The sequence below is a fragment of the Dactylosporangium vinaceum genome, from assembly GCF_019904175.1.
Lineage (GTDB): Bacteria > Actinomycetota > Actinomycetes > Mycobacteriales > Micromonosporaceae > Dactylosporangium > Dactylosporangium vinaceum.
In genome coordinates this window covers 5,199,676-5,226,341 of the sequence record NZ_CP061913.1, presented here as the reverse complement: position 1 = coordinate 5,226,341, position 26,666 = coordinate 5,199,676, and the positions used below count along the sequence as shown (strand labels likewise).

Annotated in this window: 28 protein-coding genes and 1 pseudogene; 13 read left to right on the top strand and 16 right to left on the bottom strand. The window is 74.5% G+C overall.

Translation table 11 applies throughout. The features are described 5' to 3' along the window. Positions 1 to 103 precede the first annotated feature (103 nt). Positions 104 to 919 (top strand): universal stress protein, encoded by an 816-nt coding sequence (locus Dvina_RS23425; protein ID WP_223104602.1) that lies wholly within the window; start codon positions 104 to 106, stop codon positions 917 to 919. A gap of 74 nt (positions 920 to 993) precedes the next feature. Further along, positions 994 to 2,097, top strand: a complete 1,104-nt coding sequence (locus Dvina_RS23420; RefSeq protein ID WP_223104601.1) for an erythromycin esterase family protein — start codon at positions 994 to 996, stop codon at positions 2,095 to 2,097. 25 nt (positions 2,098 to 2,122) lie between these two features. Here the strand turns inward: Dvina_RS23420 and Dvina_RS23415 are convergent, their stop codons facing one another. Then, positions 2,123 to 2,629 (bottom strand): DUF2231 domain-containing protein, encoded by a 507-nt coding sequence (locus tag Dvina_RS23415; RefSeq protein ID WP_223104600.1) that lies wholly within the window; start codon positions 2,627 to 2,629, stop codon positions 2,123 to 2,125. 169 nt (positions 2,630 to 2,798) lie between these two features. Between Dvina_RS23415 and Dvina_RS23410 the strand changes: the two genes are divergently transcribed. Together Dvina_RS23410 and Dvina_RS23405 are read left to right on the top strand one after the other, a co-directional pair. Continuing rightward, entirely contained in the window at positions 2,799 to 3,458 is a 660-nt protein-coding gene (locus tag Dvina_RS23410; protein WP_246656393.1) for a response regulator transcription factor, read from the top strand. Beyond that, a complete protein-coding gene (locus Dvina_RS23405) occupies positions 3,455 to 4,666 on the top strand; it encodes a sensor histidine kinase (protein WP_223104598.1) in 1,212 nt (403 codons plus the stop codon). Before Dvina_RS23410 ends, Dvina_RS23405 begins: the two co-directional genes overlap by 4 nt. A gap of 120 nt (positions 4,667 to 4,786) precedes the next feature. On the opposite strand, the gene Dvina_RS23400 is transcribed toward Dvina_RS23405, so the two are convergent. Further along, positions 4,787 to 5,665 (bottom strand): TetR/AcrR family transcriptional regulator C-terminal domain-containing protein, encoded by an 879-nt coding sequence (locus tag Dvina_RS23400; protein ID WP_223104597.1) that lies wholly within the window; start codon positions 5,663 to 5,665, stop codon positions 4,787 to 4,789. A 98-nt stretch (positions 5,666 to 5,763) separates the two neighbouring features. Between Dvina_RS23400 and Dvina_RS23395 the strand changes: the two genes are divergently transcribed. Together Dvina_RS23395 and Dvina_RS23390 are read left to right on the top strand one after the other, a co-directional pair. After that, positions 5,764 to 6,528, top strand: coding sequence for an ABC transporter ATP-binding protein (locus Dvina_RS23395; protein ID WP_223104596.1), 765 nt, complete (start codon positions 5,764 to 5,766; stop codon positions 6,526 to 6,528). Next, positions 6,525 to 7,838: an FtsX-like permease family protein gene (locus Dvina_RS23390; protein ID WP_223104595.1), complete on the top strand. Its 1,314-nt coding sequence runs from the start codon at positions 6,525 to 6,527 to the stop codon at positions 7,836 to 7,838. Before Dvina_RS23395 ends, Dvina_RS23390 begins: the two co-directional genes overlap by 4 nt. 68 nt (positions 7,839 to 7,906) lie before the next feature. Here Dvina_RS23390 and Dvina_RS23385 read toward each other — a convergent pair whose 3' ends face one another. Beyond that, positions 7,907 to 8,275: a VOC family protein gene (locus tag Dvina_RS23385; RefSeq protein ID WP_223104594.1), complete on the bottom strand. Its 369-nt coding sequence runs from the start codon at positions 8,273 to 8,275 to the stop codon at positions 7,907 to 7,909. 64 nt (positions 8,276 to 8,339) lie between these two features. Here Dvina_RS23385 and Dvina_RS23380 point away from each other — a divergent pair, with 64 nt between their 5' ends. Continuing rightward, the gene (locus Dvina_RS23380) at positions 8,340 to 8,786 is read left to right on the top strand and encodes a MarR family winged helix-turn-helix transcriptional regulator (protein WP_223104593.1); all 447 of its coding nucleotides are present in this window, start codon (positions 8,340 to 8,342) and stop codon (positions 8,784 to 8,786) included. Positions 8,787 to 8,808: 22 nt separating this feature from the next. Here Dvina_RS23380 and Dvina_RS23375 read toward each other — a convergent pair whose 3' ends face one another. The 5 genes from Dvina_RS23375 to Dvina_RS23355 all read right to left on the bottom strand — a co-directional run bounded on the left by Dvina_RS23375 (position 8,809) and on the right by Dvina_RS23355 (position 12,641). After that, the gene (locus Dvina_RS23375) at positions 8,809 to 9,573 is read right to left on the bottom strand and encodes an FAD:protein FMN transferase (RefSeq protein WP_223104592.1); all 765 of its coding nucleotides are present in this window, start codon (positions 9,571 to 9,573) and stop codon (positions 8,809 to 8,811) included. 175 nt (positions 9,574 to 9,748) lie between these two features. Continuing rightward, positions 9,749 to 10,336, bottom strand: coding sequence for a P-loop NTPase family protein (locus Dvina_RS23370; RefSeq protein WP_223104591.1), 588 nt, complete (start codon positions 10,334 to 10,336; stop codon positions 9,749 to 9,751). A 103-nt stretch (positions 10,337 to 10,439) separates the two neighbouring features. Then, entirely contained in the window at positions 10,440 to 11,375 is a 936-nt protein-coding gene (locus tag Dvina_RS23365; RefSeq protein ID WP_343217179.1) for an NADP-dependent oxidoreductase, read from the bottom strand. Between the two features lie 212 nt (positions 11,376 to 11,587). After that, on the bottom strand, positions 11,588 to 12,097 hold the full coding sequence (locus tag Dvina_RS23360; RefSeq protein ID WP_223104590.1) for a MarR family winged helix-turn-helix transcriptional regulator: 510 nt from the start codon (positions 12,095 to 12,097) through the stop codon (positions 11,588 to 11,590). 169 nt (positions 12,098 to 12,266) lie between these two features. Next, positions 12,267 to 12,641: a hypothetical protein gene (locus Dvina_RS23355; RefSeq protein WP_223104589.1), complete on the bottom strand. Its 375-nt coding sequence runs from the start codon at positions 12,639 to 12,641 to the stop codon at positions 12,267 to 12,269. A 149-nt stretch (positions 12,642 to 12,790) separates the two neighbouring features. On the opposite strand from Dvina_RS23355, the gene Dvina_RS23350 reads away from it, so the two are divergent. Next, positions 12,791 to 13,294, top strand: a complete 504-nt coding sequence (locus tag Dvina_RS23350; protein ID WP_223104588.1) for a hypothetical protein — start codon at positions 12,791 to 12,793, stop codon at positions 13,292 to 13,294. Between the two features lie 386 nt (positions 13,295 to 13,680). Next, positions 13,681 to 14,349 (top strand): annotated as a pseudogene (locus Dvina_RS55525) (SNIPE associated domain-containing protein); the annotation flags it as partial. A gap of 107 nt (positions 14,350 to 14,456) precedes the next feature. Here the strand turns inward: Dvina_RS55525 and Dvina_RS55260 are convergent. Beyond that, a complete protein-coding gene (locus tag Dvina_RS55260; protein ID WP_223104587.1) occupies positions 14,457 to 16,667 on the bottom strand; it encodes a transglycosylase domain-containing protein in 2,211 nt (736 codons plus the stop codon). Between the two features lie 68 nt (positions 16,668 to 16,735). Then, positions 16,736 to 17,239 carry an NUDIX hydrolase gene (locus Dvina_RS23340; RefSeq protein ID WP_223104586.1) on the bottom strand — a complete coding sequence of 168 codons (504 nt, stop codon included), beginning with the start codon at positions 17,237 to 17,239 and terminating at the stop codon, positions 16,736 to 16,738. Between the two features lie 118 nt (positions 17,240 to 17,357). Between Dvina_RS23340 and Dvina_RS23335 the strand changes: the two genes are divergently transcribed. Both Dvina_RS23335 and Dvina_RS23330 read left to right on the top strand, forming a co-directional pair. Then, positions 17,358 to 18,311 (top strand): aldo/keto reductase, encoded by a 954-nt coding sequence (locus Dvina_RS23335; protein WP_223104585.1) that lies wholly within the window; start codon positions 17,358 to 17,360, stop codon positions 18,309 to 18,311. A 148-nt stretch (positions 18,312 to 18,459) separates the two neighbouring features. After that, complete coding sequence (locus Dvina_RS23330) at positions 18,460 to 19,161, top strand: hypothetical protein (RefSeq protein ID WP_223104584.1); 702 nt, start codon at positions 18,460 to 18,462, stop codon at positions 19,159 to 19,161. A 15-nt stretch (positions 19,162 to 19,176) separates the two neighbouring features. Here Dvina_RS23330 and Dvina_RS23325 read toward each other — a convergent pair whose 3' ends face one another. From Dvina_RS23325 to Dvina_RS23315, 3 genes are all read right to left on the bottom strand, one after another. After that, positions 19,177 to 20,040, bottom strand: coding sequence for a universal stress protein (locus tag Dvina_RS23325; RefSeq protein ID WP_223104583.1), 864 nt, complete (start codon positions 20,038 to 20,040; stop codon positions 19,177 to 19,179). A 102-nt stretch (positions 20,041 to 20,142) separates the two neighbouring features. After that, positions 20,143 to 20,715: an O-methyltransferase gene (locus Dvina_RS23320; protein ID WP_223104582.1), complete on the bottom strand. Its 573-nt coding sequence runs from the start codon at positions 20,713 to 20,715 to the stop codon at positions 20,143 to 20,145. An 88-nt stretch (positions 20,716 to 20,803) separates the two neighbouring features. Next, entirely contained in the window at positions 20,804 to 22,078 is a 1,275-nt protein-coding gene (locus Dvina_RS23315) for a ferredoxin reductase family protein (protein ID WP_246656392.1), read from the bottom strand. Between the two features lie 229 nt (positions 22,079 to 22,307). Here Dvina_RS23315 and Dvina_RS23310 point away from each other — a divergent pair, with 229 nt between their 5' ends. Continuing rightward, positions 22,308 to 22,826 carry a hypothetical protein gene (locus Dvina_RS23310; RefSeq protein ID WP_223104581.1) on the top strand — a complete coding sequence of 173 codons (519 nt, stop codon included), beginning with the start codon at positions 22,308 to 22,310 and terminating at the stop codon, positions 22,824 to 22,826. An 18-nt stretch (positions 22,827 to 22,844) separates the two neighbouring features. On the opposite strand, the gene Dvina_RS23305 is transcribed toward Dvina_RS23310, so the two are convergent. From Dvina_RS23305 to Dvina_RS23295, 3 genes are read right to left on the bottom strand one after another with little or no spacing between them, the layout of a single operon-like run. Then, complete coding sequence (locus Dvina_RS23305; RefSeq protein WP_223104580.1) at positions 22,845 to 23,831, bottom strand: sensor histidine kinase; 987 nt, start codon at positions 23,829 to 23,831, stop codon at positions 22,845 to 22,847. Beyond that, positions 23,828 to 24,367, bottom strand: coding sequence for a carbohydrate-binding protein (locus Dvina_RS23300; RefSeq protein ID WP_223104579.1), 540 nt, complete (start codon positions 24,365 to 24,367; stop codon positions 23,828 to 23,830). Before Dvina_RS23300 ends, Dvina_RS23305 begins: the two co-directional genes overlap by 4 nt. Next, entirely contained in the window at positions 24,358 to 25,017 is a 660-nt protein-coding gene (locus tag Dvina_RS23295; protein WP_223104578.1) for a response regulator, read from the bottom strand. The genes Dvina_RS23300 and Dvina_RS23295 overlap by 10 nt, the downstream gene beginning before the upstream one ends. A 92-nt stretch (positions 25,018 to 25,109) precedes the next feature. Here Dvina_RS23295 and Dvina_RS23290 point away from each other — a divergent pair, with 92 nt between their 5' ends. Further along, positions 25,110 to 26,576, top strand: a complete 1,467-nt coding sequence (locus Dvina_RS23290; RefSeq protein ID WP_246656391.1) for a DUF1996 domain-containing protein — start codon at positions 25,110 to 25,112, stop codon at positions 26,574 to 26,576. The last annotated feature ends 90 nt before the right edge of the window (positions 26,577 to 26,666 follow it).

Sequence of the window (26,666 nt, the reverse complement as noted above, 5' to 3'; positions counted from 1 at the left end):
CAGCAGAGTCCAACGGCCCGTCCCGGACGAGCCGTGCGGCACGTCCGGCGGCGTGGCCGGGGTGCGAGTGTCGAAGTGGGACTTCCAGTGTCGGGAGGCAGCTGTGAACGACATCGGCGACGTGATCGTGGGCATCGACGGCACCGCCGCGGACGACGCGGTCGTGCGCTGGGCCGCCGCCGAGGCGGCCCGGATGGGTGTCAGGCTGCAGATCGTGCACGTGGGCGGCTCGGCCGCCGGCGACCTGGAGCGGGCCGTCACCGCGGCCCGAGCGCTGCGGATCGGGCTGCCCGTCACCGGCCGGGCCGTCGACGGCGAACCGGCCGACGTGCTCGTGGGGCTCGCCGCGCGGGCCGCGCTCACCGTGGTCGGCAGCCACGGGCGCAACGCGCTCGCCGAGGCGCTGCAGCGCGCGACCGGGACCCGGGTGGCGATGCGGGCCCCGGGTCTGGTGGCCGTGGTGCGCGGGCGGGCCGGTGCGGCGGACGGACCGGTCGTGGCCGCCGTGAGCGGATCGCGGCACGACAGCCGGGTGCTGGACACGGCGTTCTCCGCGGCCGAGCGGCGCGGCTGCGACGTCGTCGCCATCCACGTGCTGCCGCCGCCGACCGCGCCGTGGGGCGTCGGCATCCCGCCGCTGTCGACGGGCCCGGTCCGGGTGCGCGCGGACCTGCTGTGCGACCTCACCGACGATGTGCAGCGCTGGCACGACAAGTATCCGGCCGTGCCCGCGATGGCCCGCGTGCCCTCCGGGGACCCGGCCGGTGTCCTGCTCGAGGCGTCCGCCGAGGCGCAGCTGCTGGTGCTCGGGGGCCGCCCGCACGGGCCGGCGGCCGGGCTGCTCGCGGGCTCGGTCGGGGATCGGCTGCTGTATCACGCAGCCTGTCCGCTGCTGTTCCGGCATGTCGCCCCGGTTTGAGACTTCGGTGCGCGACCGCGCGTTGAAATGCGGCTCAAGGCTCAACCGGCGTTTCAGCGGTACGGTCTACGTGTATGACAGTGGAACTTGGTGAGATCGTGCCCGCGGGCTGTGAGCTGCTCGCGTTCGGTGAGCCGGTGCACGCCGAGCCCGCCTTCCGGCACCGGCGCAATGCGATGCTGGCCGAGCTGGCCGGGCGCGGGTTCCGGTCAATCGTGCTCGAGGTGGACCGGGTGGCCGCGCTCGTCGTCGACGACTACGTGCGCGAGGGTGTCGGGGAGCTGGAAAGCGTGCTCTCGGCGGGGTTCTCGCACGGCTGGGGTGCGTTCGCCGGGAATCGGGAGCTCGTGGTGTGGCTACGGGAGTACAACTCGACGCGGGAAGCGCCGGATCGGATCGCCTTGCACGGCTTCGACGCTCCCATGGAGAACATGAGCGCGCCGAGTCCGCGCGGCTTCCTGCGGTACACCCGCGAGTATCTGGGGTTGGATCCTGATCTTCCGGGCGGGCCGGACGAGCGGTGGAGCCGCACCGAGGCCGTGCTCGATCCGGCGCAGTCGCCCGGGCGCTCGGCCGACGCCGTGCGGCTGCGGCTGATCGCCGACGAGCTGTGGATCGAGCTGCATCGGCGGGCGCCGGCGCTCATGGCCGCCACGTCGCGGGAGGCATGGCTGCGGGCGCGGACGTGGCTGACGGCCGGCATCGGGCTGCTGCGGTACCACCGTGCGTGCGCCGAGCCGGAGGAGCCCGGCAGCGCCCGGATCTCGCGGCTGCTCGCGGTGCGTGACGTGCTCATGGCCGAGAACCTCCTCGACCTGCGCCACATCGCCGCGCCGGCCCTCGTGTGCGGGCACAACTCGCACCTGCGGCGGGGGGCCAGCCGGTGGGTGCTCGGCGACCTGGACCTCAGCTGGGCCGGGGCCGGGTCGATCGTGGCACCGCTGCTGGGGCCGCGGTACACGGTCATCGCCGGGAGTCTGGGCTCCAGCGCGGCGATCGGGCTCGGCGACCCGGCGCCGGACACGTACGAGGGGCGGCTCGCGGCGGGGCTGACCCCGGCGGGCGAGGTGGCGCCGGCCGGGGTGCGCGGTGACGTGGAGCCGCGGCAGGGATACCAGCCGCTGGATGCGGACACGGTCGCCGGGGTGGACGCCGTCTGGCACATCCCAGCCGCCTGACCGATGCCACCCGACCGATGCCGCGTCAGTCGTGCCCGGGCCGGGCGGTCGTGCTGAAGTTGCCGGTCCAGGCCGCCTTGGCGCCGGAGTCACCGATGCGGTAGATGCCGTAGACGCCGGCCACCGCGGCGGCCAGGGCGAGCACCGCGACCACGGTGGTCACGGCGGAGGACAGCGGGGCGAGGAAGGTCCGGCGGCCGGCGGACCCGCCCGCCTCGCGCCCGCGCCACCAGACGACGAGGGCCAGCGCCGCGATCGGGATGGCGTAGAAGATCGCGGTGTCGCCCAGCTCGGCGTGGGTGTGCAGCAGCGGTGTGCCGGGCATCCGCCGCTCCAGCCACTCCCCCGCGTCGGTCGTCACCGGCACCATCAGCACCACGAGCCCGGCCAGTATCGCGTTCGGGCCGGCGAGCCGCTGCCGGGCGGCGGGCCACACCGCGGTCAGGACGAGCAGCAGTGCCGAGAGCGGCAGCAGCACGACGATGCCGTGGACGAGCAGCACGTGGGCGGGCAGGCCGTTGAAGGTGTTCATGCGGTTCCTGTTCGTGGAAAGCGATGATCTACCTCGACCACCGTATGGGCACGATTCTTGGAGAACTCCCATTTGCGGGCATTCACATTTACCCCATGGACGTTCCGCGGCCGGGCGCGCCGCACGGGGCCCACGCCGGATGAGCGCCGGCACCTGCCACAGTGGAGAGGTGACCCGTGTGCTCGTCGTCGAGGACGACCGCGAACTCGGCGAGCTGCTCGTCCGCGCGTTCGGCAACGCCGGCTACAGCGCCGACCTGGCCCGCGACGGCCAGTCGGGGCTGCACCGGGCGCTCACCCGCGGCTACGACGTGCTGGTGCTGGACCGGCGCCTGCCGGCGATCGAGGGCCTCGACCTGCTGGTCCGGCTGCGCCGCAGCGGCGTCGACGCGCCCGCGCTGATGCTCACCGCGCTCGGGACCGTCGCCGACCGCATCGCCGGGCTCGACGGCGGCGCCGAGGACTACGTCGTGAAGCCGTTCGACCTGGACGAGCTCCTGGCCCGGGTCCGCGCGCTGCTGCGCCGCCGGCCCGCGGTCGCCGCGCCGGTCATCGCCGTCGGCGCGGCCGAGTTCGACCTGATGGCCCGGACCGTCACCGGGCCGGACGGGGCGGCGACGACCCTGTCGGGCCGGGAGAGCGACCTGCTGCGGCTGCTCGCCGAGCAGCCGGAGCGGGTGTTCAGCCGCCGCGAGATCGCGGCCCGCGTGTTTCCGGAGTCGGACACCGACACGCTCGCCGACACCTACGTGCACTACCTGCGCCGCAAGCTCGGCGCCACCGTCGTGGCGACCGTGCGCGGCACCGGCTACCGGCTCGGCCGGCTGTGAACCGGCCCGATCCGGACCGGGACCTGCTGCGCCGCGCCCGGCGCAGCCTGGCCGTGCGGCACACGGTGGTGATCGCCCTGATCCTGCTGGCCGTCGGCGCGGTCGCCCTCTACGTGGTCGCCCGCGAGGAGCGGGCCGCCCTCACCGCGTCCGTCCGCCAGACCGCGGCGACCGAGGAGGACGTCGTCGACCCGCCGGCCGGCAGCTGGATCTTCCGGATCGACGCCGCCGGCGGGCTCACCGCGACCGACGATGCACCGCCCGGCTTCCCCGACCGTGCGGCCCTGGCGCGGGTGCGGGCCGGCGGCGCCGCCGAGCAGGCAGAGAGCGGCGGCTACCTCGTGATCACCCGGCCCCACGGGGACGCCACCGTCCAGGTCGTCGGCAGCCTCGCCGCCCAGCAGGCCGAGACCCAACGCCTGCTGGCCGCGCTCGGCGGCGCCGAGCTGCTCGGCCTGGCCGCCGCGGTCGTGGCCGGCCTGCTGCTGGCCCGGCACGCCACCGCGCCGCTGGGCGAGGCCCTGGCCCGGCAGCGGCGCTTCGTCGCCGACGCCAGCCACGAGCTGCGCACGCCGATCGCCCAGCTGCACACCCGGGCGCAGCTCCTCGACCAGGAGCTGCGCTCGGGTGCGGCCGCCGCCGACATCGCGCCCGACGCCCGGCGGCTCGTGGCCGGCACCCGCCAGCTCGGCGAGATCGTGGAGGATCTGCTGCTGTCCACCCAGCTCGCCGGCCGGGCCGAGATCGGCGGCGAGGTCGACCTCGGTGTGGTGGCCGACGGCGTCGTCGCGGGGTTTCGGCATCGGGCCGAAGCGGCACGGATCGAGCTTTCGCTGCGCCTGGACCCGGACCGGCCCTCGACCGTCCACGGACGCCCGGCGGCGCTGCGGCGGGTCGTGAACGCCCTGCTCGACAACGCGTTCAACCACACCGCGCCCGGCGGCCACATCGCGGTCGAGCTGCACAACCTGGCCGGCCCGCCACAGGTCAGGCTGACCGTCCGCGACGACGGCACCGGCTTCGACCCCGCCGACGCCGACCGCCTGTTCGACCGCTTCGCCCGCGGCCACGACGACCACCGGCGCTTCGGCCTCGGGCTGGCCCTCGCCCACGAGGTCGTCACCGGCCACGGCGGCACCATCACGGCCGCCGCCGGACCGGCGGGCGGCGCGGTCTTCACGATCCACCTGCCGCTGCGCGCCGGTTGATGACCTGCGGCCCGACCTCCGCCGGCATGTCCGCGGCCGGCCACCCGCCACTGTGGACGGTGCCCGGCCGGCCGCTCGCCGCTCGGGCGCACGCGGTGGTGCCGGTTGCCGGGGTGGGTGCTAGAGCAGCGGGGCGAGGCCGTCCAGCAGGCGTTGGAGGCCGAACTCGAAGAGCCCGTCGAGGCTGAAGTGCGCCGCCTCGGGGCCGGTGATGAAGGCGGTCATCAAGGGGTGGCGGCCGTCGGCGAGCACCGCCGAGATCCGCTCCTGCTGAGCCTGCATCCACTCCCGCTCCGTGAGGCCGCTGTCCTGCTCGGCCTGGGCCTCCTCGGCCAGGTTGACCGCCGTGCCGCGGACGTAGTTGGCGATCGTCACGGCGGCGGTGAAGCGGGCGGGCGGGGGCAGGGCGGAGCCGGCCAGGGCCCGTATCGTCCACTCCGTGTGGGCCATCGCGTTGGGGGCGGGCAGCGGGCGGGTGAAGGAGACGGCCTGAGCCAGCCAGGTGTGGCGGCGGTACATCGTCCACTGGAGACGGGCGATCGCCTCGACGCAGGCCCGGCGGCCGTCGCGCTGCGGCGTCAGGGGCGGCGGCGGGTTGTCGCCCATGACCTTGTCCATCATGTGCAGGATGAGGTCCTCGCGGTCGGCCACGTACCGGTAGATCGCCATCGTCGGCAGGCCCAGCTGCCCCGCGAGCCGGCGCATCGACAGGCCCGGCAGGCCCTCGGCGTCGGCGATCGTCACGGCGGTGGCGACGACGAGGGCGCGGTCGGCCGGAGCGGGGGTGGAGCGGCCGACAACGGTGCCGACGCCGCGCACCGCCTCGACCAGGCCCTCCTCGCGCAGGGTGGTCAGGACCTTCGTCGCGGTCGCCATCGCGATGCCGTGCTCGGCCATGAGCTGCCGGGTCGAGGGGATGCGGGCGCCGGGCGGGAGCTCGCCCGAGGCGATCCGGGCGGCTATCGCGGCGGCGATCCGGCGGTACGGCGCGTCTTCCACACCCCCATTGTGCACTAGTGCACTGCGGTGAGCCCGCGGATGAATACTGGGGACAGCCTCACTATCGTCGTTACTAGTGCACTCATACGCTGTACGTCATGACCGATGTCGTTCGTTTGGAGTCGCTCCGCAAGATCTACGAAGGGCCGGTGACCGCGCTCGACGGCGTCACCGTCGGCTTCCCGGCCGGGAGTTTCACGGCCGTCATGGGGCCCTCGGGCTCCGGCAAGAGCACGCTGCTGCAGTGCGCGGCGGGGCTGGACCGGCCGACCGCCGGGCGGGTGTTCATCGACGGCGCCGAGCTCACGGCGGCCGGTGACACCGCGATGACGAAGTTCCGCCGGCGCCGCGTCGGGTTCGTCTTCCAGGACTACAACCTGCTCCCGGCGCTGACCGTCGAGCAGAACGTCCGGCTGCCGCTGCGGCTGGCCGGGCGCCGGCCCGACCCCGGAGCCATTTCGGGGGTACTCACCCAGCTCGGCCTGGCCGACCGCAGGCACGACCGCCCCGAGTCGCTGTCCGGCGGTCAACGCCAGCGCGTGGCCGTGGCCCGGGCCCTGGTCGCCGAGCCCGCCGTCATCTTCGCCGACGAGCCCACGGGCGCGCTCGACCTGCGCAGCGCCCGCGAGGTCCTGACGCTGCTGCGCTCGGTCGTCGACGACCACCGGCGCACGGTGGTGATGGTGACCCACGACCCGGTGGCCGCCGCGTACGCCGACACCGTCGTGTTCCTCGCCGACGGCCGCCTCGCCGGCTCGCTGCGGGCCCCGACGGCCGAAGCGGTCGCCGGGCGCCTGGCCCACCTGGGCGACCTCGTGGCCGGCCCGGCCGGTGCCGCGGCGAGCGCGGGCGGTGCGGCGTGATCGGGGTGGCGCTGCGCAACCTGCGGCACCGGCCCGGCGGGTTCGTGGCCACGCTGCTGTCGTCGCTGCTGGGGGCGGCGCTGCTCATGGCGTTCGGGTCGCTCATCGACACGGCGGCCGCGAGCACGGACCCGGCCGGTGCGGACTCGCTCTACACGACCGCGGCTGTCGGCGGGGGCTGGTGCCTGGTCATCGTGGCGTTCGCGGTGACGTCGACGCTTACCCTCTCGGTGCGGCAGCGGGCCGGGCAGATCATCGCACTGCGGCGGCTCGGGGCGACCCCGCGGCAGGTGCGGCGCATGGTGGTGGGCGAGGCGGCCGCGGTCGCGGTGCTCGCCGCCGCGCTCGCGGTCCCGGCCGGGATGCTGCTCGGGCGGCTGCTGCTCACGCTGCTGCAGCGCACCGGGCAGGTGGCCGGATCGGTCGGGTTCTCGTTCGGCACCGCCGCGCTCGCCGCCGGGTTCGGGGTCACGCTCGTGGGCTCCGGCCTCGCCGGCAGCGCGGCGGCGCGGCGGGGTGCGCGCGGTCGCGGTACCCACGACAGGCAATGGATCAGGCGAGCCGGCGGGGTCGTCTTCCTCCTCGCCGGGACGGGCTGTGCGGTGGTGACCGCCACGGTGATGGACGGCCGGGGCATCGACGCGATGCAGACCGCCGGGCAGGCCGGGATCTGGGCGGCGCTCGGGCTGGCGCTGTTCGCACCGGAGCTGCTGCGGCTCGTGACGGCGGTGGCCGCGCTCGTCGTCGGGCGGCTCGGGGCGGCCGGCGAGCTGGCCGTGATCGGGGTGCGGCAGCGCACCCGGCAGCTGGCGGGCACCGTCATGCCGGTGATCCTGTTCTCCGGGATCGCGACGGGCACCGTGTACATGCAGGACATCGAGAACACCGCGGCGGCCGGCACCGTCCAGCCCGACTACGCGCAGGACGTCAAGACGCTCAACTACGTCGTCGTCGGCATGATCACCGTGTTCGTGGCGGTGATGCTCGTCAACACGCTCGTCGCGGCCACCACGCACCGGCGGCGGGAGTTCGCCCAGCAGCGGCTGGCCGGCTCGACCCGCGGCCAGCTCCTCGCGATGGTCGCCCTGGAGGGGCTGCTGGCCACCGTCACCGGGGTGCTGGCCGGGACGGCGGCGGCGATGTTCACGGTGCTGCCGTTCGGCTCCGCGCGCGCGGGCCGGGTGTGGCCTGACGCTTCACCCGGGCCGTATGCGGTGGTCGTCGCGCTGGCGGTCCTCCTGACCGGGGCGGCGCTGCTCGGCACGGCCCGGCGCACCCTGCGCGGACCGGCGGTGGCGGCGCCGGCGTGAACACCGGCGACCGCGCGCCCCGGCCGGACCGGCGGGCCTGCCGCCCGGCCGGGGTTCGGCGCGCCGGATCAGGCCTTGTCGTGGATCGTGACGGCATAGCCGTCGGGGTCGGCGAACGTGAACGTGCGGCCGAACGGGCCGTCGACGGGCGGGGCGACGATCGGCACCCCGGCCGCGGCCAGCTCGTCGTGCAGGGTCTGGGCGTCGTCGGCGTGCAGCCACAGCGCCACGCCGAGCCCGGGCCGCTCGACCGAGTCGAGCTCGACGCCCGGCGCCGGCTCCCGCACCGCGAAGGCGACGGGTGCGGTGGCGAACACGACGGCGTGCGGCGGGCTCACCGGCGCGCGGCGCAGCCCGAGCCGCTCCTCGTAGAACGCGGCCGCCCGGTCGAGGTCGCGCACCTGCAGGGCGATGAAGTCGGGTCCGGTGACGGCCATGGTGTCCTCCAAGGAGTGCTATGTCAAAGTCCTGACATGGCCGAGCATATGTCAGGATGCTGACATGGAGCAACCCCTTGGCGTCGGTCCGGTCGAACGTTCGGTCGGCTACGTGCTGAAGCAGGCCGCCGTCGCCCTGCGCGCGGCGATGGACGAGGCGCTGCGGCCGCTGGAGCTGACGGTGCCGCAGTACTCGTGCCTGGAGGTGCTCGGGCAGCGGCCGGGCATCTCGAACGCCGAGCTGGCCCGGGCCACGTTCGTCACCCGGCAGTCGATGAACACCGTGCTGCAGACCCTGGAGACCCGCGGCCTGGTCAGCCGCCCCGCCACGGCGCCGAGAGGGCGCGAGCTGCCGGCCTCACTGACCCCGGCCGGCCTGGCCCTGCTCCGCCCGGCGAGCACCGCCGCCCGCGCCGTCGAGCAGCGGATGTGCGCCGGCCTCGACCCGGCCACGCAGGCCGCGCTCCTGGACGCCCTCACCTCGTGCGTGCGCAGTCTCGCGGACGGCTAGCGAGCCCGGGCGGGCTGCGGCCTCACCCCGGCAGCGGCCAGTTGGCGGTCACCCGGGTGAGGCCGGACGTCGACAGGAGCAGGGCGGCGTGGCCGTCGAGGGTGTCCAGCCACGACAGGGAGCGCGGGCCGCGAGCGGCGGCGGCGGTGGCGTAGACGTCGCTCCAGAGCAGGTCGGGGCCGGTGACCGTGACGGAGCGGACGGCGGTGGCCGGGCGGCCGGAGGTGGGGTCGATGATGTGACCGCCACGGCGGGCCGGGCCGGAGGTGGCGACGGCCCCCGTGCGGCGTTCGAGGACGTGCAGGAGGTGGCCGGGGTGGTCCGGGTGCTCGATGCCGATCCGCCAGGCCGGGTGGTTGCCGGCGGTGTGCACGAGGACGTCTCCGCCGGCGTTGAGGCACCAGGAGTACAACCGCAGAGCCTTCAAGTGCTGTGACGCCTCCTGTACCGCCCAGCCCTTCACGAGCCCGGAGGGGTCGAACCGGGGTGCGCCGGTCCGCGGGTCGGGCAGTTCGCGCGGATCGAACCAGCCCTCGGTGCGGGCCCTGGCCTCGTCGCACAGCGCGAGCACGACCGGGAAGCCGGGGTCGGTCACCGGCTCCCGGCGCTGCCAGCGGGCGAGCTCACTGTCGTCGCGGTACGGGCTGAACACCGCATCGGCGTGCCGGAGGTCCGCGAAGACCAGCTCCACCCGGCGGCGCACGCCGGCGCTGTCGGGCTCGGGGCCGCGGACGTGGATGCTGACCGGCAGGCCCATGATCTGCTCGACGTACGCCCGCTGCTTCATGACAGGTGCGCCGCGTCGAGCGCGGCGATCGTCTCGCGGGTGAGGATCGGCCGGAGCCGGAGGGTGATGCGTCGCATGACTCATGGGTACGGGGCGAACTTCCCGGCTCCCTGGGCGGACGCTGTGACCCGGCTGGGTGCCGCCGCCCGCCCGCCTCAGGCCCCGCCGGCGACGCTCACCCCTGTGCGGGCGCGGTGCCGCGCGCCTCCCGGAGCGGCCCGCCGAGCCAGCGCCGCGACTCGGTGTGGCTGCGCAGCCGCACGACGGGCAGGTCGGCCCGGCGCTCGAGCAGCTCGCGCACCCGCACCGGCGTCCGATGGTGTGACGTCCACGACCACCTGAGCACGTGCTCGGGATCGGTGACGACGGTCCACAGCCCCGGCTCCACGTTGCCGTTCCACAGCACCTCCCGCCGCACCCGCCGCCGCACCGTGCGACGGACCAGTTGCCGCATCACCCGGAACCGCGAGAAGTCCAGCCACACCACCAGCTCGGCCCGCTGCGCCAGGTGCCCCCGGACCGCGCTGTACTGCCACTCGGTCACCCACTGCGGCGCAGCCGTGAACCGGTACACATCCTCGAGGAACTCCGGCCGCGGCACCCAGTCGGCCCCGTGGTAGAGCCCGTCGAGCTCGACGTGCACGATCCCGAGCACCGCCGAGATCCCCCGGGCCAGCGTCGTCTTCCCCGCCCCGGACGGCCCGGCCACGATCACCCGCCGCGGCCGGTAGGGCAGCGGGTCGAGCGGCCCGAGCAGCGGCATCCGTCAACCCTAGTCGCCGGCAGTGCCCGCGCGGCCGCGCCGCCCGGGGTGCCGTCGCGCCGGCCACCGTGATGGCGCTGCCGTCCGGCATCGGACGTGCTCGTTACGCGACGATGACGGTCTTGCCGGGCAGGGTGCCCGCGGCCGCCTGGGCGTGGACGGCGGCCAGCTCGGCCAGCGGGACCCGCTGGGCGACGTCGATGCGCAGCTCGCCCGCGTCGACCAGGGCGACCAGCCGGGCCAGCTGCTCGGCGTCGCTGCGGACGAAGAGGTCGATGCCGCGCACGCCGCGCTGCTCGTCGGACGGCGCCGGCATCCAGACGGTCGTGTTGACGAGCACGCCGCCGCTCCGGATCAGGTCGAGCAGGGCGGCCAGCCGGGCCGGCTCGACGGGGGCCAGGTTGAGCACCGCGTCGACGGTGGTCCGGGCGGTGCCGGTGGTGTGGTCGACGACCTCGTCGGCCCCGTTGGCCTTGGCGCCGGCGGCGCTGTTGGGGCCGGCGACCGCGATCACGTACGCGCCGGCCCGCTTGGCCAGCTGCACGGCGTAGCCGCCGACCGCCCCGCCGGCCCCGTTGATCAGCACGCGCTGGCCGGCCGTCAGCCCGGCGTGCTCGAACAGTGCCTGGAACGCGGTGAGCCCGACGGTCGGCAGCGCCGCCGCGTCGGCGAGCGGGACGGTGCTCGGCGCGGGGGCGAGGATCTCGGCCGGGGCCACGACGAACTCGGCGGCCGCGCCGTCGCCCGCCATCGGCAGGAACCCGACCACCGTGTCGCCGACCGCGACGGCGGTGACGCCCTCCCCCAGCTCGGCGACGGTGCCGGACACGTCGATGCCGGGCGTGTGCGGCAGCGCCACCGGGATCGGGCCCTGCATGAAGCCCCCGCGGATGTTGCCGTCGACCCCGTTGAAGGAGGTCGCGGCGACCTGGATCAGCACCTGCCCGGCGCCGGGGACGGGCCGCTGCACGTCCTCGTACCGCAGGACGCCCGGGTCGCCGTACTCGTGAAACCGCACTGCCTTCATGATCTGCCTCATCCCTGCTCGTTAGTGCTTCGCATTTGAAGCACTTTCTGACCATAGCACGCTTCGGATTCGAAGCAACTGGATGATAATGTGAGCCGGGCGACAGCGCCGCCCGCTGCATGGCGGCGGTACTCAGGCCAGGTCGATCAGCCGCTGCCGCTTGCCCGCGCGGCGAGCATCTGCCCGGACGACTCCGCCCGGACGACTCTGCCCGGTCTGCCGCCTCAGCCGGCCCGGTTGCGCCCGGCCCGCGGCCGCGCCGAGCGGGGCGGGTTGGCCCGCATGTGGTCGCGGACCCGCCCGAGCACCTCGCCGAGCACATCCAGGTCGTCGCCGCCCATCGGCGCGAACAGCAGCCGCTGGAGCTGCTCGACGTGGCCCGGCAGCACCTTGGCGACGAGCGCCCGCCCCGCGTCGGTCACGGTCACGATCACGCTGCGCTCGTCGTCCGGCGACGGCGCCCGGGTGATCAGGCCGCGCTTGTCCAGCAGCCCCGCCTGGTAGGTGAGCCCGCTGCGGCTGTACACCACCCCGTCGGCCAGGTCCGTCATCCGCAGCCGCCCCTCGGGCGCGTTCAGCGCGAGGCGGGCCAAAATCTGGAACTGCACCCAGCTGAGGTCCCCGTCGGCCCGCAGATGCTCGTCGACCGCATACTGCAGCAGGCTGCCGACCTCCATGAGCGCGAAAAACGCGCCGAGCTGCTCGGAGTTGAGGCCGGAGGCGGGTTCACTCACCCTCTGAGCCTACTTGCTCCGGCCCGCGCCGCCCGCCCACCGCGGAGCAGGCAATCCCGGAACGCGTCGTCCCGTCGGATGACGGGCCATCGCCCGAATCGCCCGACGCTGCGAATTGGGCTCAACGCACGCGACGCCGACTGCAAGGATGGCGCCACGATGCACCGGATCACCGGGAGGTGCGGTGGCACGACGCGGCTTCTTCGCGGAGCTCAACCATCAGGCCCAGCAGGCGGAGCGACGGCGGCGCCAGCAGGTGGCGGCCGTCATCCGCGCCCAAGCCGCGGCGCAGCGGGAGATGGAGCGGGCCCGGGTGAGCTTCGAGCGGGCGGCCGCCGCCGCGGCGCGGGCCGGCGCCGCCGAACGGGCCGAGGCGCAGCGGGTCGCCGCACGCATGCACGTCGAGGCACGCACGGCGGAAGCGGCCGCGATGAACGCCGACCTGGCGCAGCTGTACGGCGACATCGACGGCCTGCTCGCCTCGACGCTGGCCGTCGACGACTTCGTCGACCTCGAGTCGCTGAAGCTCACCTCGGTGACGCATCCGCCGTTCGACCCCGGACCGCTCGGCACACCGGTCCCCCCGATGCCGCCGCTGGCGTATCCGCCGCCGCCCACAATCGGCGCATCGCGCAGTTCATCAACGAGCTGGCCTTCGATGTCGAGACCGCCATTCGCGACTATGTCGGGGTCGTGCTGGCCAACTCCGTCTACCCGGACGCCTTCCCCGTGCTGCACGAGCATCGGTTCGACATCGGCACCCGCGAGCTCACACTCGATGCGGTCGTGCCGGAGCCGGGCCTGGTCCCGCGGGTCAAGGAGTACCGGTACGTCAAGGCCGCCGACGAGATCACGCACACCACGCTGCCGGTGAAGCAGCAGAAGGACCGGTACGCGGGCGCGGTGTGGCAGGTGGCGGTGCGCACCCTCCACGAGGTCTTCGAGGCCGACCGGGCCGGAAAGATCCGCTCCGTCGCGCTCACCGTCAGCACGCGGACCATCGCCCCGGCGACCGGGCTGCCCGAGGCGGTGCCCCTCGTGATCGTGGCCGCCGACCGGGACACCTTCACGGCCTTCGACCTGGCGAACGTGGTCCCGCACGCCACGCTCCTGCATCTCGGGGCGGCCCTGTCCAAGTCGCCGTTCGACCTCGCGCCGGCGGACTCCAGTGCCGGCGTGCGGGTGCGGGGGCGGTGACCGTGCGGTTCAACCCGCCGCCGGGATGGCCGCGGCCACCGGCCGGCTGGGTGCCACCCGCCGGCTGGAAGCCCGACCCGGCGTGGCCGCCGCCGCCCGCCGGGTGGGCGCTGTGGGCACCCGACCTGGCTCAGCCCGGCCCGGAGCCGGTGGCCCCGGCGCCGGAGCCTGCACCGCGGCGGCCCGACCCGCGCGGCGACGACCGGGCCGCGCTGCTGGCCCGCATCGCCGAGCTCGAAGCCGCACTGGCCACGCGGGCGGCGGACGACGCCCTGGTCGAGCTGGACGACAGGCGCGTCCTGCAGGACGTGGGGATCTACCGATACCACCATCCGCTCGAGGACGCGGCCGCCTACAAAGAGCGGCTCCGAGGCGTCGAGGCCGAGATGGACGGGATCATCAAGGCCGGCGACGCGGTGCTCGCCGCGGACATGTTCACCTTTTCCGGCTCGCTCGCCAAGGGCCGCAAGATGGTCGCGGACCTGTCCAGGCTCATGTTGCGGGCGTACAACGCGGAGGCTGACAACTGCGTCCGCTCCCTGCGCGCGGGCAACATCACGACCGCGAGGAAGCGCCTCGAGTCGGCCGTCACCGCGATCGAGAAGCTCGGCGTCATCATGGAGATGCGGATCAACCCGCAGTATCACGCGCTGCGGATCCGCGAGCTGGAGCTGACCGCGGACTTCCAGGTCAAGGCGCAGCAGGAGCGGGAGCGGGCCCGCGAGGAGCGGGAGCTCCTGCGCGAGCAGCGCCGCGCAGAGCAGGAGCTGGCGGCGGAGCGCGAGCGCCTGGACAAGGAGCGGGCGCACTACGCGAGTGTCCTGACCGTGCTGCGGGCCAACGGCGACGAGGCCAAGGCGGCCGAGCTGGCCGGGCGGCTGGCCGAGATCGACAAGGCCATCCAGGACAACGACTACCGCATCGCCAACATCCGCGCCGGCTATGTGTACGTCATCTCGAACATCGGGGCATTCGGCCCCGGGATCGTCAAGATCGGTATGACCCGGCGACTGGAGCCGCTCGACCGTGTCCGGGAACTCGGCGACGCCTCCGTGCCGTTCCCCTACGACGTGCACGCGCTGTACTTCTCCGACGATGCCATCGCGCTGGAGCACGACGAGCCGGGGGCAGTGGCCGGCCGGCCGGTGATGCGCGTGCCGGGTCAGGGCTGGATGCCGTTGCCTACCTTCTTGTCGCCCACGCCGGCTTTCGGGGCGAAGGTGGCGACCGGCGCTTTGGTCTCGGTCAGGGCGGTGTCCAGGAAGTCGCGCCAGATCGTGGCGGGGAGCGTGGGGCCGGTGACCGGCTGGCCCTGCTTGTCGACCAGCTTGCGTTCCTCGGCCTTGTTGCCCACCCAGACGGCGACCGCCAGGCCGCGGGAGCGGTCGTCGGAGGCGGTGTAGCCGGCCATCCAGGCGTGGGCCGGGTCGGTGGTGGCGCCGAACTGCCAGGTGCCGGCGATGCCCGCGGTCTGGCGGTTGTCGGACAGGCGCAGGTTGTACCGCTGCGGAGTGGCCTGGAGCGCGGCGTTGAGGTCCGCGGCCATCTGCGGGGTGAAGCCGGGGATACGGACCGGGTTGACGACCTCGGCGTAGGTCTTCTTGCCCGCCGTCCACACCTCCTTCAGGAAGTGCGTGCGGGCGGCCTGGCCGCCCGCGGCGAACGTCGCCATGCCGGCGGCCTGGTCGAGCACCGTCACCGGGTACTGCCCGATCGCAACCTCGGTGCCGAACCTCCTCGGGTACAGCGACCTGCCGTCCGCCTTCGTCAGGTCCACCTTCTCGGCCTTGCCGTCGACAGTCGCCCAGAGGCTGCTGATGCCGGCGGCGCGGGCGGTGTCGATGACCCGGTCGGGGCCGACGGCCTCGGCCAGGGCGAAGAACGGGGTGCTCAGGGACAGGGCGGCCGACTCCTCGAGGGTGCACCACTTCGCGGAGCGGGAGGCGCAGGGCGGGGCGGCCGGGCCGCCGATGTTGCGGACCGGGTTCGCACCGGCGCGGCCGCTGTTCGGGAACGCCTGCGGGGACTCGCCGTTCCAGCGGGAGTCGGTGGAGTATCCGGCGATGAGCCCGGCCGCCAGCGCGTAGACGTTGAACGACGCCCCGGCCGGGTGGCCGCCGCAGCAGGAGTCCTGGCCGTCGCCCAGGACCGGGTCGGCGTAGTAGCCGGCGTAGTCGAAGCCGGTGCCCTGGTAACCGCCGTAGTAGGCCTTGACCGCACCGGTCCCCGGCTCGACCGCCACGAGCGCGGCCTGGAGGTTGTCCGGCTGCCCGGCCAGGTTCGACTCCATGTTGCGGCTCGCCTCGCGCACCGCCGCCCGCTGGACCACCGGGTCGATCGTGGTGACGATCTTCAGTCCGCCGTTGCGGACCCGGTCGAACTGCTGCTTGCCGTCGAGGTCGGTGTCCGCGTAGAGCAGCTTCCCGGTCCGCGGGTCGGTGAGCGCGGCGACCTCGCCGAGCACGTGGTGCACGATCAGGCCCTCGGCCTTGTCCAGGCCGGCCGCGCTCAGCGAGCGGGAGCGGCCCTCGGCGAGCGTGAGCACGTTCGCCGGGTACGCCAGCTGCCGGGCCTGGTCCGCGGTCACGAACTCCAGGTCGAGCAGGCGGCCCTTGATCTGGTCGAAGCGCTCGTGCGCCCGGGACTCGTCGACCCGCGGGTCGAACGGGCTGCCCTTGCCCTCGCCGCCGGGCTTGTCGAGGACGCCGGCCAGGACCAGGCCCTCGGCGAGCGTCAGGTCCGTCGCGGGCTTGCCGAAGTACCCCTGCGCCGCCGCCTCGATCCCGTAGGCGCCGCGGCCGAAGTAGACGGTGTTGAGGTACATCTCGAGGATCTGGTCTTTGCTGTACTGCTCGTTGAGCTTCAGCGCGATGACCGACTCGCGGGCCTTGCGGGAGGCGGTCTCGCCCTGCAGGTCGCCCCAGATGCGGGCGTACTGCTGGCTGATCGTCGCGGCGCCCTCGGTGCCGTCGCCGAAGACGCGGTTCCAGGCCGCGCCGACCATGTCGCGGTAGTCGACACCTTCGTTGCTGTAGAACGACGGGTCCTCGGCGGCGACGACGGCGTGCTGGACGTCGACGGGAATCTGGCCGATGGCGACGAGCGTGCGGTTCGCGCCGATGCGGGACATGACAGTCGTGCCGTCGGCGTAGTAGATGGTCGTCGCCTGGGCGAGGGTGAGATCCGTGGGGAGCGCGACGGAGTCGAAGTAGTAGGTGCCGCCGATGCCGCACAGTGCGGCGAGGACGGCGAGCGCGATGAGCGACCGGAGCAGCACTCTGCGCAGCCGCCGCCGCTTCGGCGGGGCCGCTGCCGCGTCGGCCGGTCCCTCGGCGTTGACCGTCACGTCCGCGCCTGCCTGCTCTTCGTCCACGTCTGAGCCCCCGATGCCGCGTCGCCGAACGATCGAACGCCACAGATGCTACGTGAGGCTTCCCGTTGTCACAGGCCCATCGGCACGGGGTCGGCGGGCACCCCGGTCGCGAGCAGGCCGGTCAGCAGCGCGGCCAGGTCACGCGGGGAGAACAGGTCGGGCCCGGCGTAGCCGGCGATCTCGGCCGGCCGCCACCATCGGAAGCCGGCAATGAGCTCGGCGGCGAGCTCGCCGGCGGTGCACGCGCCGCGCGGCTCGAAGTGGGCGGTGCGGACCAGGAAGTAGTCGTTGACGATGCCGTCGAAGCCGGGCGCGTGGCCGGCTTCGACGACCACCTGATGCCAGACGTGCGGCGGGTCGGCGGCGAGGACCAGGCCGGTCTCCTCCCGAAGCTCCCGGCGCAGCGCGGACAGCCGGTCCTCGCCTGGCTCGATGCCGCCGCCCGGAGCAGCCCAGACGCCCGGCGCGCCGCTCGGGACGGCCGGATGGGGAGCGACGAACCGGCAGAGCAGGACCCGGTCGTCCCCGTCCAGGATGACCGCCCGCACGGCGGTCCGAAGGCGCGGCGGCACGGCAGGCTCCCGACCGGCCGCCGAGCCGGCGGCCATCGACATCGAATCGCCGAAACGGTACATCGCCCGGGCCGCGCCCGCTTGACCTGGAGTGCACTCCAGGTGCCAGAGTCGCGGTATGACGGAGCTGGTGCTCGGGGCCATGATGTTCGGGACCACCATTGACGAGGAGACCTCGTTCGCGCTGCTCGACCGGTTCGTGGAGCGGGGCGGCGAGTGGATCGACACGGCCGACTGCTATGCGTTCTGGGCCAGTGCCGACGGGCGGGGCGGGGACAGCGAGCGGGTCCTCGGACGGTGGCTGGCGGCCCGGCCCGGGGTACGCGAGCGCGTCAAGCTGGCCACCAAGCTCGGCGCCGAGCCGATCGAGCCCGGGTCGTGGCCGGACCGGCGGGAGGGGCTCGCGCCGGACGCCGTGCGGGCCGCGTTCGCGGGGAGCCTGGACCGGCTCGGCGTCGATCGGGTGGACATGCTGTGGCTGCACCAGGAGGACCGCTCGGTCCCGATCGAGGCGACGGTGGACGCGCTGAGCGGGCTGGCGACCGCGCGGGTCGGCGTGTCCAACTTCCCCGCCTGGCTCACCGAACGCGGGCGCGTCCACGCCCGGGCGAGCGGCGGCAAAGCGTTCGACGCGTTCCAGCTCAACGCCACCTATCTGCGGCCGCGGCCGGGCACGCTGCCACCCGGCGTCGCGCACCGGTTCGGCGTGCTCAGTGACGAGCAGGTCGACTACGCCTCCGCGCACGGGATGGAGCTGTGGGCGTACACACCACTGCTGTCCGGGGCTTATGACAATCCAGGCAAAGAGATTCCGCAGGTGTACTCCCACAGCGGCAACGAGGCCCGCCTGGCCGCACTCGACGCGGTCGCGGCGGAGACGGGCGCGACGCGGGGCCAGGTCGTCCTCGCGTGGCTCGCCGGGCGCGGCATCCGGCCGATGCTCGGCGGGAGCAAGCTGCACCAGCTCGACGCCGCGCTGGACGGGGTGGCGCTGAAGCTGAGCGCGGACCAGGTCGAACGCCTCGACGCGCCCGACGGCCACGAGTGGGCCAGCCCCTACGCCCAGCCGTGACACCCGGGCGCCGCCGGCGGTGACGAACGCGCCCGCGCGGGCCGGCCCCGAGGGCCGGCGCAGGCCGGTGCGCGCCCGGGGCGACGGTCCCGGCCGCGTGCGACCGACGACCCTGGTGATCACCGGGACCGCGGCCCAGGATGCGGGTGTGGATTCCCGGAGCGTGCCAACCGGCCCCGCGTGGGGCCAGCTCTACCGGGCCGGGGCCGTCTGTGCCGGTCTCGCGGTCGTCCTGTACGCCGTGGCCCTGGTCATCGTCGCCGTCACCGCCGCGCCGCCCCGGTCCGGAGGCGAGGCCGTGCTGGCGTTCGTCCATGACCACCGGACGGTCTACATCGTCCGGCAGCTGCTCTGGCTCGCGCCGAGCCTGCTGTTGATGGTCGTCTGTCTCGCGCTGGCCGTGGCGGTGCGCCATCGCGGGCGCGGCTACGCGGCCATCGCCGGCCTGGTGGCTGTCGCCTCGTGGGCCGTGTCGTTCGCCTGGCCCACCACCGGCGACGGATCGTTGGCCATGGTCGTGCTGAGCGATCGGTTCGCCGCCGTCGCGACAGCGCCCGAGCGGGCACCGTTCGTCGCCGGCGCGGAGGTCCTGCTCGCGCTCGACGGCGGGCCGGCCGTGATCGGCGTGCTGCAGACGCTCGGCATCCTCCTGCTCGCGCTGTTGATGCGCCACGGGCCGTTCGGCGCCGGACCCGCCCGGCTCGGCATGGTCACCGGCGCGGTCGGGCTCGTCTGCGAATTGCTCCGCCCGGTGCTCGGCTGGGCCTACGCCGCGTACGGCCTGCTGCTGTTCGCGTGGCTGGCGTGGGTCGCGGCCGCGCTGTGGCGGCACGCGACCCGCGCGGCGTGATGCGGTGACGGCGGCTCAGGCGGCCGTGCGGGTGTGCGCGACGACGACTGGGCAGGCGGCGTGCTGCATGAGCTGATGTCCCGTCGAGCCGAGGAGCAGCCCGGTGAGCACGCCACGACCCCGGCTGCCGACGACGAGCAGCTGCGCCCCGCGCGATCGGTTGATCAGCATCGGGCCGGGGCTGCCGACACCCAGGCTCGCCGTCACGGCGACGCCGGGGTACTTGTCCCGCCAGCCCTGCAGCGACGCGTCGAGCGCGGCCCGCTCGGTCGCCTCGAGGCCGTCGATCGCCGCGGGCCGGGTGGCCGGTGGGACGTACGCACGGACGGCCACGAGCGGGGCGTGGCGAGCCTCCGCCGCGGCGAACGCCGACTCCAGCGCCGCGTCGGCGGCCGGCGAGCCGTCGGTGCCGACGACCACGGGCCCGGCGGTGGCCCGCCCGCGGACGACGACCACCGGCACGTAGCTGTGGGAGGCGACCTGCCGGCTGACCGAGCCGAGCAGCAGACCGGCGACACCGCCGGCGCCGCGGCTGCCCACGACGATCAGCCGCGTGTGTGGTGTGCCGGTGAGGATGAGGGCCGGCGCGGGGGCGTCGTGCACCGCGATGCCGGTCACCGGCAGGCCGGGGCGCCGCGCCCGCACGGCGGCGACGGCCGCGGCGACCAGCTGGTCCGCGCGGCGCCGGGTGTGCTCGACCGCGGGCGCGGTGGGCTGGTCGAAGTAGCCGATCGGCCAGCCGACCTGGTAGGCGTGCACGATGTGCAGCCGGCATCCGGTGCGCTCGGCCTCGTCCACCGCCCAGTCGAGGGCCGCGCCCGCCTCCGGTGATCCGTCGAAGCCCACGACGATCCGCTGCTGATCCGGTTGTGTGTCCATGGTTCCCTCCCAGGTCTCCCCTCACCGTGCGCGCGCCGGTGCACCGGGGCCAGGGACGTCCGACCCGCACCAACGGGTCGAAGGACATCGATTCCTTGCGCGTCAGCGGGCGGGCCAGGCCAGGTGCAGTCCCTTGCCGATCTCGATGGTCTCCCCGCGCACGCCCGGCTCGGCGGCGAGCAGGGCCAGGAATGCGGCCACCTCCCCCGGGTGCGACAGCACGTTGTCGATCACCAGCAGGCCGCCGGGCCGCAGGACGCGCACGGGGTGCGGCCACCAGCCCGGGTACTGCGTCCGCTCCGCGTCGAGGAACAGCAGGTCCACGCTCGCGTCGGCCCGCCGCCCGAGATACTCGCCGCCGTCCCCCGCGTGGAGGCTGACGTTCGTGAACGGCGCCAGGTTGCGCTCGGCGTCGGGCTGGACCTCGATGTCGACGCTGGTGAGGTGGCCGCCGGTCAGGGCGAGCGCGTCGGCCAGCCACATGGCCGAGTAGCCGTTGGAGGTGCCGATCTCGACCGCGTCCCGCGCCCCGACGACCTGCGTCAACGACCACAGCAGCCGGGCACTGGCCGGCTCGAGGTTGCGCCGCGTCAGCAGGCGTTCGGATTGCGCCGCGTCGAACGCGACACCGTCGGCGTGCAGTTGCTCAAGGCGTTGCCGGAGGGCGGAGTCCATACCGCCAGCATCCTCCAACCACCCGGGATCACCGCCGCCCGGCTTCGATCCGGGCCGAGGCAGGCGGCGGCTCGGGCTCTGAGTGCGCTCACCAGGCGAAGCGCTCGCGGTGCAGCTTGGGTGCCGGGACGCCCACGCGCCGCGCCGCGCGCAGGACGGCGTCGGTCCACGGGTCGGGGCCGCAGACGTACACGTCGTGGTCGGCCAGGTCCGGGGCCAAGGAGCGCAGGGCGGCCTGGTCGTCGTAGTCGCCGTAGCCGACCGGCAGCCAGGAGCCGGCCGCCGCGCGGGGGCCCACCAGCGGGACCAGGCGGACGCCGCGGTCGCGGGCCAGCCACTCCAGCTCCGGCAGGAAGATGACGTCGCGGGGGTGGCGGGTGCGGTACACCAGTGTCGCCTTGCCGTGGCCGTAGGGCAGGTCCCACAGCAGCGCCAGCAGCGGGGTCACGCCGATGCCGCAGGCGAACATCGTGATCGGGCCGCCCGAGTAGGTGTCGTTGGTCATCCGGCCGTACGGGCCCTCGATGAGCACGCGGGTCCCCGGGCGCAGCGCGGCGACCCGGGCCGTCCCCTCGCCCACCGTCTTCACCGTGATCCGCAGGCTGTCGGCGCGGGGCGGGCCCGAGAGCGAGAACGGCTTGCCCAGCAGCGCGTCGCCGCCGTCGAGGAAGCGCCAGACGAAGTACTGCCCGGCCCGGGCGGGCAGGCGGTCCAGGCGGCGGCCCCGCAGGTAGACGGAGACCAGGCCCGGCGCCTCGTCGACGACCCGGTCGACGCGCAGCCGGTGCCGCAGGGTCCGCCAGATCGGCAGGCCGAGCCGGAAGACGAGGGTGCAGCCGGTCGCGGCCGTGTACATGGCCCACCAGAAGGGCTGCGCGAGCGGGGCGGTGAAGTCGCTGCCCAGCCAGAGCTCGTGCGGGACGGCCAGGGCGATGCCGGCGTACGCGTACAGGTGCAGCAGGTGCCACGTCTCGTAGCGCAGCCGCCGGGCCCAGCGCACCGACGTCACCACGACGAGCACGAGCGCGGCGAACCCCGCGACCGCCGGCCACACGCCCCGGTAGGCGAGCAGCTTCTCCCGCGCGGCGGCCGTGGCCAGCGCGGCGTGCGCCAGCAGCAGGACGAACGACGCGCCGCCGGTCCACCGGTGCCAGCGCCCGAGCCGGTCCTGCCCGAACGCCCGCTCCACCCACGGGATGCGGGCCATCAGCAGCACCTGGAGCAGCAGCAGATCGGTGGACAGGAGCGCGGCGAGCCGCCCGCCGGCCGCGATCCCCGGCGCCGACGTGGCCCGGCCCGACCACCACAGCAGTGTCACGGCGACCAGGCTCCCGAGCGCGAGCAGCTTCGCGGTGGTTCGCACGGGTGCTGACGGTACGAATGCCGAGGGGGTGGAACAAGCGATTGTGCACTAATCCTCGGTCTCGAAAAAAGGGTTATCGAGCCCGCATCGGCTCAGCGGCGCGGGCCCTGTGCCGGCGCCTTCGGGTCGTACGCCCGCCGGGAGGGATGCGCACGGCCCTACCGGTCCCCGGCTCCGCGGCGGCATCCTGCAGATTGAGGCCGAAACGGCCGGACAGGGAGGCGGAGTCATGTCCTCCGATCGTATTGAGATCCTCGACGCAACCAACGCGGCCCGGCTGGGTCATTGTTCGGGGCCGACGACCGCCGGCGAATGCCCGGCCGCCGATGAGGGACCGGTGCCCTGCGCCGGTCGCCTGGTCCGGCCGCCTGACGCGGACCCGCAGGCGTGGCCGATGTGGGTCCCGCCGGATTCGCACCACTGCCCGCTCGGCTCGGCCCACCGGGCGGCGGAATGCCTGCGTCAGGCCGATTTCTACCAGGACGCCTGGCTCGCCGGGCTTCGACGGCAGACGGAGCTGGTGCACCACCTCGCGGCGGCCGGCGACAAGCGGTTCAAGGACGAGCCGCCGGACGAGCTGGCCCGCATCAGCCGGCTGCGCTGGCTGGGCTCGCCGTATGCGCAGGAGCTCGCGCGCATGGAGCAGACGTTCCGGCAACGCGCGCAGGGGTATCTGGCCTTCGCGCGGCGCTACCCGTACCGGTACCCCGCGGAGCGGTCGCACCCGAGCGGCGCGCGCGATCGGTGACCGGTACCGGTCCTGGTGTCAGGGCTCCGGTGGGCGGCCGTCAAGCGGGACGTCGACCCGGATCGTGGTGCCGCGGCCCGGCTCCGACAGGACGTGGAGGCGTCCGCCGACGGTGCGGGCCCGCTCGGCCATCCCGACGAGACCGAGGTGGCCGTGATCCTGCAGGAGCGCGAGGTCGGCCGGTACCGCGAAGCCGCCCCCATCGTCGCGGACGGTGAGCGTCGCGGCGCCGGTGCGCCGGGCGACGGCGACGAACGCGCGGGTCGCGCCCGCGTGGCGGGCGATGTTCGTGAGGGCCTCGTGGGCGATGCGCAGCAGCTCGTAGCGCACCGCGACCGGCAGCTCCCCCGGGTCCACGGCGCACGCGGCGGGGATGCCGGTCCGCGCCGACCAGGCCCGGCAGAGCCGTTCGACGGCCACGCCGAGATCCTCGGCCGGACGGTCCAGGCGCAGCCCCTCGAGGATCTCGCGGGTCTCGCGGTCGGCGGTCGCGGCCGCCTCGGAGATGGCACCGGCGAGCCGGTGCGCGAGCTCGGGCCGGCCGTGCAGGGCGTGCGCGGCCAGGGACATGCCGTGCAGCGTCTTGGACACCGAGTCGTGCAGCTCCCGGGCCAGCCGCTCGCGTTCGCGCCCGGCCGCGGTGCGCTCGGCCGCCGCCACCCGCGCCCGGGCCCGGCGCCGCTGGCGGTCCAGGAGCCGGGCGCCCACCACCGCGCCCGCGCCCGCGCCGACGACGAGCGGGGCGGTGGCGAGCTGGTAGCCGGCCGCGCCGCTGCGCTCGTGGGCGATCGCGTAGACGGCCAGGCCCTGCAGGGCGTAGCCGAGCCAGACCGGCAGCGCGGCCCAGCCGAGCCGGACCCCGGCCAGGGCGGCGGCGAGGGCCGCGGCGGCCACGTACGGGAGGGTGCCGTGACTGCGCGCGAGCACGGCGAACACGAGGGCCGCGTCGACGGCCGTCAGCCAGGGCCGGGCCAGCACGCGCAGCACGGCGCGAAGCGTACTCACGCGATGATGAGCTGGTCCAGGTCGGGGGCGGGCCGATCGGGGTGGAACAGCCGGATCACGGTGTCACCGGCCGGCAGGTCGATGGGCAGCTCGACCCGGGCGGGCTCGGTCCAGCTGCCCTTGCCGGGCAGGCTGAGCTGGACCGTCGGCTGGTCACCGACGATCACGTGCAGGGGCCGGGGGCCGTTCGACTCGTACACGATCGTCAGCGTGCGCCGGCCCGCCACCGGGCTGGTGATCGGCACGACGAGCGCGTGGCCCTGGCCGACGTACTGGACACGGCTTCCCGAGGCGCACGTCGGGCACGCGGTGGTCTCGACGCCGTGCCGTTCATTGCCGGGGTCCGCGGCGGCAACCACCAATTTCGGAAATGTCGGATGTATGGGCGCCGCCGGCGAGGCCGCCGATGGCACCGCGGACGGCGCGGTGTAGGGCATCGGCGAGGCGGACGGCAGCACCGCCGGAAGTACCAGCGCCGTCGCGGCGACCGCCAGCCCCACGACAGAGGCTCCCAGCCAGCGGCGGATCACGTCCACCCCTGCCAGCGCGCCGCCGCCTCGGTCCGGCTCAGCACCCCGAGCTTGGCGAACACCCGGTTGAGGTGGTTCTTCACCGTCTTCTCGCTCACGGCCAGCCGCTGCGCGATCCCCGCGTTCGACAGCCCGGCGCACAGCAGGTCGACGACCTCCTCCTCACGCTCGGTCAGCCCGTACCGCTGCTGGGCTGCCCGGTGAGCCCGCGCCCGGTCCGCGGCCACCCGCTCGCGGGCGTAGGCGTCGCGCATCGCCGAGGCCGCGATCGACGCCGCCGTCGGGGTCAGCCAGCCCTGCCCGGCCGCTACCGCATGGATCGCCGCCACCAGGTCGGGCGGGTCGAACTGCCCGTACACCAGGTAGCCACGGGCACCACCGCGCAGCATCGGCGCGACGAGCGCGGGGTCGGCCGAGCCGGTCAGCACCAGCACCGAGCTCAGCCGGGCCAGCTCGTCGATGACGCTGAGCCCGTCCGCGACGGGCATCCGCTGGTCGAGCAGCGTCACCCGCGGCTTCAACCGGGCCGCGGCGGTCAGGGCGGCCCGCCCGTTGCCGGCCTCGGCGACCACACTGATCGTCCCGTGCGACTCCAGCAGCGGGCGCAGCGTCGCCCGGACCGACGGGTTGTCGTCCACGACGAGCACTGTGATCACAGGGGTCCCCCTCCGGCATAGGTCTTAAGACCCATGGCGCTTCGACGGTACTGCCATACGTTCGCGTTCCCAGACGTCGAACAGGAGGCATTGTGGCTGCACCACGCTTGCGGGGCCAGCGGCGGCTCGCGATGGCCGGGGCCGCCGCGCTCGCGGTCGTGCTCGGCATCGTCATCGCCCGGGTCGTACCGTCCGCGAACGCCGGCACCGGCGAGGGTCCGCCGAGCGGTGCGGTGCGCGCGGTCGAGTACGCCGCGCAGCACGGAGCCCGCACCGAGAACACCACCGACGCGGGCGGCGGCCGGAACGTCGGCTGGCTCGCGGACGGCGACTGGCTGCGCTACGACGGCGTCGACCTCGGCGCCGCGGGCCCGCTGACGACGTCGGTGCGGATGGCCGCCGCGTATCCGGACCGGACCGGCGCGGTCGAGCTGCACCTGGACGCGGCCGACGGCCCGCTGCTGGCCGCGGTCCCGGCGACGGCCACGGGCGGCTGGCAGGCGTGGGTGACCCGGGCCGACACCCGGCCGGCACCCGGCGGCCGGCACGCGGTGTTCGTGGTCCCGCGCAGCCCGCAGGGCGGTGACTTCGTGAACCTCAACTGGTTCTCGTTCAGCACCCCCGGCACCGGCACGGCGACCGTCGCGCCGCCGTCCTCCCCGCCCGCCGCGCCCTCCACGCCGGCACCCACCAGCGCCTCCCCGGCGACCGGCTGGATTCCCGTCGACGCGGCCGCCTGGGCCGCGCAGCTGGCCGCGTTCCGGGCGCTGCCGGCGAAGCCGCGCCCGGCCGGCGCCAACCACAACCCCGAGTTCAACGCGACGTGCACCTACAGTCACTCGGCCCCGGACGACCCGATCGTCCTCCCGGGCCTGCCGGGCGCCTCGCACCTGCACTCGTTCGTCGGCAACGACTCGACGAACGCGTCGACCACGCCCGCGGACCTGACCCGGCTGACCGCCTCGAGCTGCAAGCCGCTGGAGGACCACTCCGCGTACTGGGTGCCGACGCTGCTGGAGAACGGCAAGCCGGTCGAGCCGCAGCAGTTCGTCGTGTACTACGGCAGCCTGCTCAAGGACCCGTCGCAGACGGTGCCGATGCCGCAGGGCCTGCGCATGATCGCCGGCGACGCCAAGAAGCAGGTCGCCACGCCCAAGGGAGCCGTCAACCAGTTCTACTGCGCCGGCGGCCCGCAGGACGGCCGGACCCGCAGCGCGGACGGCAACTGGCCGGTCTGCGAGGGGGGCACGCTGCACTTCACGCTGCGGTTCCCGGACTGCTGGGACGGCCGGCACCTCGACAGCCCCAACCACCGCGACCACGTCTCGTTCGGCCAGGGCGGTGCGTGCCCGGCCACCCACCCCGTCCCGATCCCGGCGCTGACGTTCTCGATCGCGTATCCGGCAAGCGGTACCGACGCCGGCTTTGCCCTGTCGTCCGGACTGGCGTCCTCGATGCACGGCGACGCCTTCTTCGCCTGGGACGGCGAGGCCATGGCCGCCCGCGTCAAGAACTGCGTGGTCCAGGTCGCCCAGTGCAACACCGCCGGCCAGTTCTGACGCCACCGCCGGCGGAGCCCGTCGCCCGCGGCCGGCCGGTGTGGTCCACCACCGCACCGGCCGGATCGTCGCCTGTGTCCTCGCCGCCGT

Coding starts and splice junctions, on each gene's coding strand:
- Dvina_RS23420 (WP_223104601.1), top strand. CDS start 994: ATGACAGTGGAACTTGGTGAGATCGTGCCCGCGGGCTGTGAGCTGCTC.
- Dvina_RS23415 (WP_223104600.1), bottom strand. CDS start 2,629: ATGAACACCTTCAACGGCCTGCCCGCCCACGTGCTGCTCGTCCACGGC.
- Dvina_RS23395 (WP_223104596.1), top strand. CDS start 5,764: ATGACCGATGTCGTTCGTTTGGAGTCGCTCCGCAAGATCTACGAAGGG.
- Dvina_RS23385 (WP_223104594.1), bottom strand. CDS start 8,275: ATGGCCGTCACCGGACCCGACTTCATCGCCCTGCAGGTGCGCGACCTC.
- Dvina_RS23380 (WP_223104593.1), top strand. CDS start 8,340: ATGGAGCAACCCCTTGGCGTCGGTCCGGTCGAACGTTCGGTCGGCTAC.
- Dvina_RS23375 (WP_223104592.1), bottom strand. CDS start 9,573: ATGAAGCAGCGGGCGTACGTCGAGCAGATCATGGGCCTGCCGGTCAGC.
- Dvina_RS23370 (WP_223104591.1), bottom strand. CDS start 10,336: ATGCCGCTGCTCGGGCCGCTCGACCCGCTGCCCTACCGGCCGCGGCGG.
- Dvina_RS23365 (WP_343217179.1), bottom strand. CDS start 11,375: ATGAGGCAGATCATGAAGGCAGTGCGGTTTCACGAGTACGGCGACCCG.
- Dvina_RS23355 (WP_223104589.1), bottom strand. CDS start 12,641: ATGCGTCACCGAGGTGAGCTTCAGCGACTCGAGGTCGACGAAGTCGTC.
- Dvina_RS23335 (WP_223104585.1), top strand. CDS start 17,358: ATGACGGAGCTGGTGCTCGGGGCCATGATGTTCGGGACCACCATTGAC.
- Dvina_RS23325 (WP_223104583.1), bottom strand. CDS start 20,040: ATGGACACACAACCGGATCAGCAGCGGATCGTCGTGGGCTTCGACGGA.
- Dvina_RS23320 (WP_223104582.1), bottom strand. CDS start 20,715: ATGGACTCCGCCCTCCGGCAACGCCTTGAGCAACTGCACGCCGACGGT.
- Dvina_RS23310 (WP_223104581.1), top strand. CDS start 22,308: ATGTCCTCCGATCGTATTGAGATCCTCGACGCAACCAACGCGGCCCGG.